Annotated in this window: 9 protein-coding genes; 7 read left to right on the plus strand and 2 right to left on the minus strand. The window is 71.3% G+C overall.

Going from position 1 to position 11,587, the window contains the following annotated elements; all coding sequences use genetic code 11:
* The 3 genes from AB0C62_RS41645 to AB0C62_RS41655 all read left to right on the plus strand — a co-directional run.
* The coding region (locus AB0C62_RS41645) for a 2-oxoacid:acceptor oxidoreductase subunit alpha (protein ID WP_362982446.1) at nucleotides 1-1,281 on the plus strand (1,281 nt) is incomplete at its 5' end.
* On the plus strand, nucleotides 1,271-2,323 hold the full coding sequence (locus tag AB0C62_RS41650) for a 2-oxoacid:ferredoxin oxidoreductase subunit beta (RefSeq protein ID WP_266854978.1): 1,053 nt from the start codon (nucleotides 1,271-1,273) through the stop codon (nucleotides 2,321-2,323). The genes AB0C62_RS41645 and AB0C62_RS41650, both read left to right, overlap by 11 nt.
* A gap of 240 nt (nucleotides 2,324-2,563) precedes the next feature.
* Nucleotides 2,564-3,391: a methylmalonyl-CoA mutase family protein gene (locus AB0C62_RS41655; RefSeq protein ID WP_362982456.1), complete on the plus strand. Its 828-nt coding sequence runs from the start codon at nucleotides 2,564-2,566 to the stop codon at nucleotides 3,389-3,391.
* 63 nt (nucleotides 3,392-3,454) lie between these two features.
* Here AB0C62_RS41655 and AB0C62_RS41660 read toward each other — a convergent pair whose 3' ends face one another.
* Nucleotides 3,455-4,129: a DUF4097 family beta strand repeat-containing protein gene (locus AB0C62_RS41660; RefSeq protein ID WP_362982448.1), complete on the minus strand. Its 675-nt coding sequence runs from the start codon at nucleotides 4,127-4,129 to the stop codon at nucleotides 3,455-3,457.
* Between the two features lie 250 nt (nucleotides 4,130-4,379).
* Here AB0C62_RS41660 and AB0C62_RS41665 point away from each other — a divergent pair, with 250 nt between their 5' ends.
* Both AB0C62_RS41665 and AB0C62_RS41670 read left to right on the plus strand, forming a co-directional pair.
* The gene (locus tag AB0C62_RS41665; RefSeq protein ID WP_081222043.1) at nucleotides 4,380-5,111 is read left to right on the plus strand and encodes a helix-turn-helix domain-containing protein; all 732 of its coding nucleotides are present in this window, start codon (nucleotides 4,380-4,382) and stop codon (nucleotides 5,109-5,111) included.
* Between the two features lie 148 nt (nucleotides 5,112-5,259).
* The gene (locus AB0C62_RS41670) at nucleotides 5,260-6,759 is read left to right on the plus strand and encodes an MFS transporter (RefSeq protein ID WP_362982450.1); all 1,500 of its coding nucleotides are present in this window, start codon (nucleotides 5,260-5,262) and stop codon (nucleotides 6,757-6,759) included.
* Here the strand turns inward: AB0C62_RS41670 and AB0C62_RS41675 are convergent.
* A complete protein-coding gene (locus AB0C62_RS41675; RefSeq protein WP_362982452.1) occupies nucleotides 6,756-7,541 on the minus strand; it encodes an MBL fold metallo-hydrolase in 786 nt (261 codons plus the stop codon). The two genes, AB0C62_RS41670 and AB0C62_RS41675, sit on opposite strands and share 4 nt — an antisense overlap.
* Before the next feature lie 619 nt (nucleotides 7,542-8,160).
* On the opposite strand from AB0C62_RS41675, the gene AB0C62_RS41680 reads away from it, so the two are divergent.
* Nucleotides 8,161-10,416 carry an MMPL family transporter gene (locus AB0C62_RS41680; RefSeq protein ID WP_362982454.1) on the plus strand — a complete coding sequence of 752 codons (2,256 nt, stop codon included), beginning with the start codon at nucleotides 8,161-8,163 and terminating at the stop codon, nucleotides 10,414-10,416.
* A 346-nt stretch (nucleotides 10,417-10,762) separates the two neighbouring features.
* Nucleotides 10,763-11,434: a DUF4097 family beta strand repeat-containing protein gene (locus AB0C62_RS41685; RefSeq protein WP_362982458.1), complete on the plus strand. Its 672-nt coding sequence runs from the start codon at nucleotides 10,763-10,765 to the stop codon at nucleotides 11,432-11,434.
* Nucleotides 11,435-11,587 lie beyond the last annotated feature (153 nt).

An 11,587-nucleotide genomic window follows, 5' to 3' on the forward strand; every position in this document is an offset into this window, starting at 1 on the left:
CAGATCGCGGCGGCGAACCTGGCGGCTTTCAGGGCGGGTTGGAACTTCGGGGAGACGACGGAGGATTTCGCGGTCTCCTACGAGGTGGCTCCGGCGGCGCAGACGTTCCCGACGGGTACGTACCGCAACATCTCGGGGAATCTGGCGCTGTCGTACGGTCTGGTCGCGGCGTCGCGGCAGGCGGATCTGCCGTTGTATCTGGGTTCGTATCCGATCACTCCGGCGTCGGACATCCTGCATGAGCTGAGCCGGCACAAGAACTTCGGTGTGCGCACGTTCCAGGCGGAGGACGAGATCGCGGGGATCGGCGCGGCGCTGGGCGCCGCCTTCGGCGGTTCCCTCGCGGTCACGACGACGTCGGGGCCGGGTGTCGCCTTGAAGTCGGAGACCATCGGTCTCGCGGTGAGTCTCGAACTGCCGCTGCTGGTCATCGACATCCAGCGCGGCGGACCGTCCACGGGTCTGCCGACCAAGACCGAGCAGGCCGACCTGTTGCAGGCGATGTACGGCCGCAACGGCGAGGCCCCGGTCCCGATCGTCGCCCCGCGCACCCCCGCGGACTGTTTCGACGCGGCCATCGAGGCGGCCCGGATCGCCGTCACCTACCGCACCCCGGTCTTCCTCCTCTCCGACGGCTACCTCGCCAACGGCAGCGAACCCTGGCGCGTCCCGGAGAGTGACGAACTTCCCGACCTGCGCGTCCAGTTCGCCCAGCACCCCAACCACACCCTGGACGACGGCACGGAAGTCTTCTGGCCCTACAAGCGCGACCCGCACACCCTCGCCCGCCCCTGGGCGGTCCCCGGCACGCCGGGGCTCGAGCACCGGATCGGCGGGATCGAGAAGCAGGACGGCAGCGGGAACATCTCCTACGACCCCGCCAACCACGAGTTCATGGTCCGCACCCGCCAGGCCAAAGTCGACGGCATCGACGTCCCCGACCTCGACGTCGACGACCCCACCGGCGAAGCGACCACCCTCGTCCTCGGCTGGGGCTCGACGTACGGGCCCGTCACCGCCGCCGTCCGCAGGCTCCGCGCGGCCGGTGAGCACATCGCGCAGGCCCACCTGCGCCACCTCAACCCCTTCCCCCGCAACCTCGGCGACATCCTCGCCTCCTACGACAAGGTGGTGATCCCCGAGATGAACCTCGGCCAGCTCGCCACCCTGATCCGCGCCACCTACCTGGTGGACGCCCGCTCCTACACCCAGGTCAACGGCATGCCGTTCAAGGCCGAGCAGCTCGCCACCGCGCTGAAGGAGGCCATCGATGCCCGCTGAGGCCCTGACCCTCATCCCCAGGCCCGAAGTACCGCTGACGGCGAAGGACTTCAAGTCCGATCAGGAGGTGCGCTGGTGTCCGGGCTGTGGTGACTACGCGGTCCTGGCGGCCGTGCAGGGTTTCATGCCGGAGCTGGGTCTGGCGAAGGAGAACATCGTCTTCGTCTCCGGGATCGGCTGCTCCTCGCGTTTCCCGTACTACATGAACACCTACGGGATGCACTCGATCCATGGCCGTGCCCCGGCGATCGCGACCGGACTGGCGTCCTCGCGCCGGGACTTGAGCGTGTGGGTCGTCACCGGTGACGGCGACGCGCTGTCCATCGGCGGCAACCACCTCATCCACGCCCTGCGCCGCAACGTGAACCTGAAGATCCTGCTGTTCAACAACCGGATCTACGGCCTGACCAAGGGCCAGTACTCGCCGACCTCCGAGGTCGGGAAGATCACCAAGTCGACGCCGATGGGCTCGCTCGACGCCCCGTTCAACCCGGTGTCCCTGGCGATCGGCGCGGAGGCCTCGTTCGTGGCCCGCACGGTCGACTCCGACCGCAAGCACCTCACCGACGTCCTGCGCCAGGCCGCCGCCCACCCGGGCACCGCGCTGGTGGAGATCTACCAGAACTGCAACATCTTCAACGACGGCGCCTTCGAGGTCCTCAAGGACAAGCAGCAGGCCGAGGAAGCCGTCATCCGCCTCGAACACGGCCGGCCCATCACCTTCGGCACCGACCAGTCCAAGGGCGTCGTCCGCGACCCCGCCACCGGAGACCTGGTCGTGGTCCCGGTGACGGACGAGACCCGGCACCGGATCCTGGTCCACGACGCCCACACCGCGTCCCCGACCACAGCGTTCGCCCTGTCCCGCCTCGCCGACCCCGACACGCTGCACCACACCCCCATCGGGGTCTTCCGCAGCGTCGAACGCCCCGTCTACGACACGCAGATGACCGACCAGCTCGACGCGGCCATCGAGCAGAACGGCAAGGGAGACCTCGGCGCACTGCTGGCCGGAGGAGACACCTGGACCGTCGTCGGCTGACGCCGGATCCCGTCGCGAGGCGGCACCGAGAAACGGGATGGCATGGAGCACACCGCAACAGGCGCGCCACGACCGCCCACCGAGCCGGCGTACGGTCCGCGGGCTCTCGAGCCCTTCAACCCGGCCCGGCGGACGGGGGAGCGGGGCGGCCGGGGTCCGGGGGAGGCGGGCCGGCGTCTCGGGTTCGGGGAGGCGGATCAGTGGCTCGGCGAGCCGGCCGCGCACCCGCCGACCCGTGTCGTGCACCCGCCGGACCCGGGCGCGGACCGTGCGCCCACCTGGTGGTCGTCCACCGCTTCCGGCACCGCGGCCGAGTGCAACGCCCGCCACAGGAAGCTGATCGCGGCCGGCGTGAGGGATCTGTCCGTGGTGTTCGACGTGCCGACCCGCGCGGGGCACGACTCCGACGCGCCGGCGGCGCGCGGTGAGGTCGGCCGGGCGGGGGTGGCGATCGACTCGATCGACGACATGCGGGTGCTGTTCGCCGGGATCCCGCTGGAGGAAGTCGTCACCTCGATGCGCTGCGGCGCGTGCGCCGCGCCGCTTCTTCTTCTGTACCAGCTGGTCGCCGAGGAGCAGGGAGCGGCGGCCGGCCGGCTGTCCGGCACGTTCCACGACGGCGGGGCGGGGGAGTGCGTGCCGGACGGCGACCGCATCTTCCCGCCGGGCCCGTCCGCGCGGCTGGCCGCGGACCTCGTCCGGTACTGCCGTACCGAGCTTCCGCAGTGGGCCGCCGATGCTTGCCGGGTGGTCCGGGAGACCGGCCCCGGCGCGTACGTCGTGCCCCTGACCGGCTCCGTCACCTTCGACGGGGAGAGGCCCGAGGGGCCGGCGCCCGCCGACCCCGCTGCCGCGGTGCGGCAGGGCGAACGCATCGCCAAACTCCGTGCCTGGCGCGAACAACGGGACGTGGACGCCGCACTCACCAGGCTGAAGAAGGCGGCGGCGGGCGACGGCGACGTCCTGCGCCCGATGAGGGAAGCCCTGCGCGCCCGCGCCACCGTCGGCGAGGTGTGCGACGCACTGCGCGAGGTGTGGGGCATCCGTCTCCCGGCGGATGCCCGTTGACTGCCGTGCGGCGGATGAGGACCGGGGGATCTGCGGCGGGTGCCCGCCGAGGGCCCCTGCCGTTCAGTTGCTGCGGGCGGTGATGTCGCCGTAGCCGGTGGTGGCGTGGATGGCCAGGCCTGCGGCGGAGCCCTCGGAGTTGTTCAGGGCGTTGTCGACGCGGCCGTAGCCGGTGCCGGCGTCCAGGGTGGCGGAGACGCCGTGGGCGGCGCCGACGGTGATGTGGCCGGCCTCGGTGCGCAGGGTGACGGTGCCGTGCACGGCTTCGGTGATGGTCAGGTCGCCCTTCTGGGTGCTGATCTCGGCGGAGCCGCCGAGCCGGTGGACGGTGATGTCACCGGCGGCGAGGGTGAGGCGGGCGCTCGCGGTCTCGTCGAGGGTGATGGTGCCCTGGGCGGATTCGAGGGTGACGTCGCCGAGGCGTCCGGTGCCGCTGATCTCGGCGGCGGCGGTCCTCGCCTCGACGCGGGAGCCGGCGGGGAGCTGGACGGTGACCTCGACGGACCCGGAACCGGCGCCCAGGAGGCGGCTGTTGGCCTGCGGGGTCTCGATACGCAGGACGCCGTCGGCGTAGGCGACAGTGACCTGCTCGGCCGCCTTCACGTCGGCGCCCCTGGAGGCATCGGCGGGCACGACCTCGACGCCGGTGTCGGCGCGGTCCGCGGCGACCAGGCGGACCCGGCCGGCGGGGATGTCGAGAACGGCGGAGATCGGGGCGGGGGAGTCGAACTTCTGCATCGTGCTCTCCTTCTCCTGCATCGCGCGCCCCAGCGGCCCGCGGTTTCTGATGACAGAAAAGCTACGTTGCATTCACTGATCGAGCAACAGTGTCGTTGCGCAACATGCACATAACTACAGCTGGCAGAGCGGAAATTGTTGCAATGGTTCAACGTTTAACGCAACACTCTCGACTTCTGTTGTTGCAATGAATTGGATGTGAACGCTATAGTCCCGACAACACGCGCCATGCACGACGAAGGAGACCGCGATGCCGGGAGGCAGGCTCACCCAGCAGGAACGCCAGCAGATCGCGCTGGGACTGGCCGACGGCCTCGCCTACGCCGAGATCGCCCGACGCCTGGACCGCCCGACCTCCACCATCACGCGCGAGGTGATGCGCAACGGCGGCCCCACCTCCTACCGCGCCGACCTCGCCCACCGGGCCACCGAACACCGCGCCCACCGCCGCAAGCAGGCCACCCCCCGGGACGCGAGGACACCCCAGCCGCAAGGCCGCCACGAACAGGCCGTACGCGAGTACGAAGAGGTGCTCACCACCGTCTTCATGGCCTCGGGCGCGCCCACGATGATGGCCCGCGTGATGGCCTGCCTCACCCTGACCGACTCCGGCAGCCTCACCGCCGCCGAACTCGTCCAGCGCCTCCAGGTCAGCCCGGCGTCCATCTCCAAGGCCATCGCGTTCCTGGAGAGCCAGGGCCTGGTCCGCAGGGAGCGCGACGAACGCCGCCGCGAGCGCTACGTCGTCGACGACGACGTCTGGTACCAGTCCATGATGGCCAGCGCCCGCTCCACCGCCCAGATCGTGGAGACCGCACGCCAGGGCGTCGGCGTCCTGGGCCACGGCACCCCGGCCGGCAACCGCCTGGAGAACATCGCCCGCTTCCTCGACTACGTCTCCGAGAGCCTCGCCCGCGCCGCGGAACAGGCCCGCGAGGTCCTCTACACCAAGCCCGAGACGACACCGGACGAAACCGACTGAGCCGCGATCCGGCCGCGGGACCCGCCCGCTCCGCCGGTCCCACCGGCGTTCCGGCGGGAAGGCTTCCGCCGGAACGCCGGTGGAGCCCTGGCCCAGGACGTACCGGAATCCCTTGTCCCGTATGGAGATTGAGGTGAGGATCCCGGCTGTGACCGATGCCGATGCCGCCAGAGCCGGGTTCCCGAGGTCCGGCGGCTCCGCCCCGCCCACCGGCCCCGGGCCCCGCGCCGCCACCCTCGTCCCGGAGGCGGGTCCCCCGCCCAACCCCCTTGCGGGCAAGGGAACGTGCACGCCTCCGGATGCGTCCGGCGCCGGGTCGGGCTGGCCCGGCCCGTCCGGGCAGAGCCCGGCACGGCCGGCCCGGCCCGCGCACCGCGACACGAACGTGCTGCGCTGGCTGACCGCCTACTTCGCGTCCATCGTGGGCGACAGCGTCTACTTCCTCGCTCTGGGCTGGGCGGCCGCGCAGTTCGCCGGACCCGCTCAGGTCGGCCTGGTGCTGGCGGTGGGTGCCGTCCCGAGGGCGCTGTTGATGCTGCTGGGCGGTGTGGTGGCCGACCGGTTCGATCCGCGCAAGGTCGTCATCGGTTCCGATGCCCTGCGGGCCGCGGTGATCCTGGCGCTCGCCGCCGTGCTGTGGCTCAGCACACCGAAGATCTGGCTGCTGGTGGTGGTGGCGCTGGTCTTCGGGGTGGTGGACGCCCTGTTCATGCCGGCGGTGGGCGCGCTGCCACCGCGCCTCACGGCCCCCGACGAGGTTGTCCGCCTCGTCGGCATGCGGCAGTTGGCGATCCGGATCGGCAAGGCGGTGGGGCCGCCCCTGGCCGGGTTCGCCCTCGCCCACCACGGCGAGGCCGCCTTCGCGACGGCCGGGGTGCTGTTCGCGTTCTCCCTCGTCCTGCTGGGCGGCGTGCGCATCGCGCCCCTGCCGGCGGACCCGGGCGCGGCCGAACGCGGCAGCCCCTGGCAGGACCTGGCCGACGGACTGCGCTACATCCGCCGCCACCGCCTGGTGGGGCCGCTCGTGCTTGCCACCGCGCTGAGCGAGATCGGGTTCATGGCGCCGCTGCAGGTGGGAGTGTTCCTCCTGGCGGGGGAGCGGGGTTTCGGGGCTTCCTCGATCGGCTGGATCCTCGGCGCGTTCGCGGTCGGGGCCGGGCTGGGAGCCGTGGGCCTGTCCCTGATGGGACGGATCCGCCGCGCCGGAATGGCCCAGGTCGGCACGCTCGTCGTCGCCTCCGCCGCGATCGGCGCCATCGGACTGCTGCCGACGGTGGCCGGCGCGGCGACGGTCGCCGGCTTCGCGGGGCTGGTGGGCGGCGTGTGCGGAGGCTTGTCCATCGCCCTGATCCAGCACAACACGGCCGCCTCCTACCAGGGTCGCGTCGCCGGCGTCCTGGCCCTGTCCCACGTCGGACTCGCCCCGCTCGTCTTCCCCCTGTTCGGACTGGCGGCCGGCGCGGTCGGAGTGACACCGATGTTCCTCATCGGCGCGGGCATCAGCGCGAGCGCCGCCATCGTCGGCCTCCTCTCCGGCGACGTACGCCGGGCGGAACTGACCGTGCGACAGACCCCGAAGCCGGGGCCCCGCACACCTGCACCCACCCCCCGGCCCGACACGGACCCCGACCCCCGCCGGTCCCGCTAGGCGCGCGCGAGCGCCTGCTCGAACAGCACGGGGTCATGGGCGTTGACGATGAGCAGATCGGGCTCCCCGCGCTCGTACAGCTCGGCGAGCCGCGCATGGTTCTCGCGCACCTGCTTGATGTCGTACGCGATCAGGGACTCCATGCCGCTGAGCGTGCGCGGGACGGGGGAGCGCCGGTCCAGGACACCCAGATGGTAGAAGGCGTCCCCGGCGTGGAGCAGCCACCCGCTGTCCGCCTCGACGGCGACGGCGGCGTGCCCCCGGCTGTGCCCGGGCAGGGCGATCAGCACGATCCCGGGGGCGATCGCGTCGAGTTCACGCGCCGCCGCGAAGCCGCGCCACCGCTCGCCGTCGGGACGGTGCTCGACGAGCTTCACGCCGTGCTCCCACTGCGGCCGCCGGTAGCGGATCCGTTCCCGCCAGGTGGGGGAGTGGACGGAGCCGCTGGCCTCGTCCGCGGTGAGGTGGACCTGGGCGTCGGGGAAGTCGGCCAGCCCCCCGATGTGGTCGGAGTCGAAGTGCGTGAGCACGATGTGGCGGACGTCCTCCCGGGTGAACCCGAGCCTCTCGACCTGCCGTACGGCCGTCTCCTCGACGTCGAACACGGGCCGCACGAAACGCCGGGACGGCCCGACCCGGCGCCCGGGATCGGCGATGTCGTCGAGCCCGTAACCGGAGTCGACGAGGACCAGGCCGCCGGCGGTCTCCAGGAGCAGCACGTGACACACCAGGCGTGCGCCGGGCGGGTGCATGGTGCCGCAGTTCAGGTGATGAACTTTCACAGGCAGTCCTTGTCGTGTGGGGAGGCGGGCAGGCCCGGGGCCCTCCTCCCGGCGGAGCGTCTTGGCACAGCGGCCCGGAACCGGGCCGGCCATGATCGGAGGCTAACCGCCCTCCGTATAGGGATAGTTGAGCGATGGACGAGGGAAACTGGACCGTACACCTGCGCCCTTCCGGCGACAGAACACCACCGGCCTGATCAACACCTCGCTTACCCGGCCGACTTGGACCCACGCCGGGCATGCGCGTCGTACGCCCGGATCCGGACGTCGTCGTGCGGCGCGGCCGGACCGCCACCGGCGCGGACCGCCAGCAGCGTCGAACGGGCATGCCCGGGGCTGACGTTGGGGCCGAGCGGGACTCGACCACGCTTCGAGCGCACTCCGGCAGGCTGTCGCAAGAGCCCAGGTGCGCGTGACCAGGTGCGTGCCGGGCGGGGCCGGGGTGTACCGGGCGCTTGTTCCGCCGTGCCGCGAGGCCCGCTCGGGAAACGCTGGAGGCGCGCTCGAGGGCCGTCCCGGGAGTGGCGGAGAATCACCACCAGTGTAAGTAAACCGCCACTGCGGTTTGTTAACCTGCGCGGGTCTTGGTGCCATCCGATCCCGACGGGAGCCCCCCACCATGGCGACGTTGCTCTACAAACTGGGCCGATTCGCGTTCCGCAGGCGAGGCCTGACGGTCCTGCTGTGGCTGCTGGTTCTCTTCGGAGCGGGATTCGCGGCCTCCTCGGCACCCGCGCCGCCCGCCGACACCTTCTCCATGCCGGGCACCGAGTCGCAGAAGGCCTTCGACCTGCTGGAGGAGAAATTCCCGGCCGCCGGCGCCGAGGGTGCCAGTGCCCGGGTCGTCGTCCGCGCCCCGAAGGGGGAGCGCATCACCGCGGCCGACAACAAGACAGCCGTGGCCGCCCTCGTCGGCGACCTGGGCAAGAACCCGGGCGTCGCCCGGGTCACCGACCCGTTCACCACCGGCGCGGTCAGCAAGGACGGCACCACCGCCTACGCGGTGGCCACCTACAAGGCCAGTGCCACCGAACTCACCGACGCCCAGCACGACGCGCTGGACACGAGCCTGCGCTCGGGCCGGAGCGCAGGCCTGACCGTGGAGGCCGGCGGCGACGCGGTGAAGGTCGACACCGCCATGAGCGGCGTCGGCGAGAAGATCGGCGTCCTGATCTCCGCCCTCGTCCTGCTGATGACCTTCGGCTCCCTGATCGCCGCGGGCATGCCGCTGCTGACCGCCGTCATCGGCGTCGGCATCGGCATCAGCGCCATCACCGCCCTGGGCAGCACACTCGGCCTGTCCGCGACCACCTCCAACCTGGCGATGATGCTCGGCCTCGCGGTCGGCATCGACTACGCCCTGTTCGTCGTCTCCCGCTACCGCTCGGAGAAACTGGAGGGCCACGACCGCCAAGAGGCCGCCGGACGGGCGGTGGGCACCGCGGGCTCCGCCGTCGTCTTCGCCGGACTCACCGTCATCGTCGCGCTCGCGGGCCTGAGCGTGGTGAACATCCCCGTCCTGACCAAGATGGGCCTGGCCGCCGCCGGCACCGTCGCCGTGGCCGTCCTCATCGCCATCACCCTGGTCCCCGCCCTGCTCGGCTTCGCCCCGATCCGCGTCCTGCGCCGCCGCGACCGCGCCGCGTTCCGCAGCAAGCCCCTCTCACCCCGAAAGCAGCGCAAGGCGGCCAAGCGGGCGGCCAAGCAGGCCCGGCGCCACCCCAACCTCGGCGCACGCTGGGCCGGTTACGTCCTGCGCCACCCGGTCGCCGTCCTGCTGGTCGGCGTCGTCGGCCTGGGCGCGCTGGCCGTGCCCGCCGCCGATCTGCGCCTGGGCCTGCCCGGCGAGGGCACGATGGCCACCGACACCACCCAGCGCAAGGCCTACGACATGCTCTCGGCGTCCTTCGGTGACGGCTTCAACGGCCCGCTCACCGTCACCGTCGAAGCCCCGAAGGTCGCCGCCGCGGCGAAGCAGGTCGCGGCACGCTTCGCCGCACAGGACGGCGTCTCCTCCGTCGCCCCGCCGACCGTCAACCCGGCAGGCGACACCGCCCTCTTCAACGTCATCCCCGCCAGCGGCCCGGGCAAGGCCGCGACCGAGGACCTGGTCCGCTCCCTGCGCGGCAGCGCCGGCGCCCTGGAGAAGGACACCGGTTCCGAGATCCTGATCACCGGTCAGACGGCCCTGATCATCGACTTCTCCCACACCCTGGACAAGGCGCTGCTGCCCTACCTCGCCCTCGTCGTGGGGCTGGCCTTCCTGCTGCTGATGGTGGTGTTCCGCTCGATCCTGGTCCCGTTCAAGGCGGCTCTGGGGTTCCTGCTGTCGGTCGGCGCGGCGCTCGGAGCGGTCGTCGCGGTCTTCCAGCAGGGTCACCTCGCCGGCCTGTTCGGCATCGACCAGCCCGGCCCCATCGTGAGCACCATGCCCATCCTCATGATCGGCGTGGTCTTCGGACTGGCCATGGACTACGAGGTGTTCCTCGTCAGCCGCATGCGCGAGGCCTACACCCACGGCGCCACACCCGCCGAGGCCGTCGTCACCGGCTTCCGCTACGGCGGCCGCGTGGTCTCGGCCGCGGCCATCATCATGATCAGCGTCTTCTCCGGCTTCATCGCCGAGGACAACGACCTCGTCAAGATGATGGGCTTCGCGCTGGCCTCCGCCGTGCTCTTCGACGCCTTCGTCGTCCGCATGGCCATCGTCCCGGCCCTGTTCGCCCTGCTGGGCACCAAGGCCTGGTGGCTGCCGAAGTGGCTCGACAGGCTGTTGCCCAACCTGGACGTCGAAGGCGCGGAACTCGGCCACGGCCCCGCCGGAGCGCCCTCGTCGTCGCGCAGCCCGAAGCGTGAACGCGAACTCATCCGCTGAGCCAGGGCCCTTCGGCGCCAGGCCGGTACGAGGGCGCCGCCAAAGAACGCCACGACGCCACCGGCCACCGGCCGGTGGCGTCGTGGCCGGGACCGGCACCGTCCCTCGCCGCATACGGTGCCGCGCGGCCCACGGATAGCGTTCACCTCCAATCATTGCAACAAAGCTGATGTAAGGGCGTTGCGTTATGCGCGAGGCCATTGCAACAACTTTCGCGCATCTACCAGCAGTTACGGTCAACTTGCGCAACAGCAGTGTTGTCAGAACAGTGAATGCAACGTAGCGTTTCTGTCATCGGAAAGCGCGGGCGCCGCAGGGGCGCACGGTGCAGGTGAAGGAGAGCATGATGCAGAAGTTCGACACGCCCGCCCCCGTCTCGGCTGTCATCGACATTCCCGCGGGCCGGATCCAGGTCATCGCCGCCGACCGCGCGGACACCGTGGTGGAGGTCCTGCCGGCGAACGCCTCCAAGAGCCGGGATGTGAAGGCGGCGGAGCAGGTCACCATCGTCTACGCCGACGGCGTCCTGCGCATTGAGGCCGCACCGGCCAAGAACCGCATCCTCGGCACCGGTTCGGGGTCCGTCGAGATCACGATCCAGCTCCCCGTCGGCTCCCGCATCGAGGCCAAGACCGCCGCCGCCGACTTCCGCGGAGTGGGCCGCCTCGGCGACGTCACCTTCGAAGGCGCCCAGGGCACCCTCAAACTCGACGAGACCGCCGGCGCCCACCTGACCCTCATGGCAGGCGACATCACCGTCGGCCGCCTCGGCGGACCCGCCGACATCAGCACCCAAAAAGGCGACCTCACCATCACCGAAGCCACCGGCGGCACCGTCACCCTGCGCACCGAATCCGGCGACATCACCGTCGGCGCCACTCGCGGCATCTCCGCCACCCTCGACGCCGGCACCACCTACGGCCGGATCAGCAACGCGCTGAAGAACACCGGTGGCACTCCCGCCCTCACCATCCGGGCCACCACCGCCCAGGGCGACATCACCGCCACCAGCAACTGACCCCCCGACGACCGCCCCACGACACCATCACCACCCGCAGCCTCAAAGGAGTCCCCCTCATGACCAACCTGGCCATCGCGGCGCACGGGTTGCGCAAGTCCTACGGTGACAAGGTCGTGCTCGACGGCGTCGACCTGACGGTCCCCGAAGGCA

The sequence above is a fragment of the Streptomyces sp. NPDC048643 genome (genome assembly GCF_040650615.1).
Classification (GTDB): Bacteria; Actinomycetota; Actinomycetes; order Streptomycetales; family Streptomycetaceae; genus Streptomyces.

Excerpts from the sequence above, each read along its gene's own strand:
- AB0C62_RS41650 (WP_266854978.1), top strand. The coding sequence starts at position 1,271 with ATGCCCGCTGAGGCCCTGACCCTCATCCCCAGGCCCGAAGTACCGCTG.
- AB0C62_RS41660 (WP_362982448.1), bottom strand. The coding sequence starts at position 4,129 with ATGCAGAAGTTCGACTCCCCCGCCCCGATCTCCGCCGTTCTCGACATC.
- AB0C62_RS41665 (WP_081222043.1), top strand. The coding sequence starts at position 4,380 with ATGCCGGGAGGCAGGCTCACCCAGCAGGAACGCCAGCAGATCGCGCTG.
- AB0C62_RS41680 (WP_362982454.1), top strand. The coding sequence starts at position 8,161 with ATGGCGACGTTGCTCTACAAACTGGGCCGATTCGCGTTCCGCAGGCGA.
- AB0C62_RS41685 (WP_362982458.1), top strand. The coding sequence starts at position 10,763 with ATGCAGAAGTTCGACACGCCCGCCCCCGTCTCGGCTGTCATCGACATT.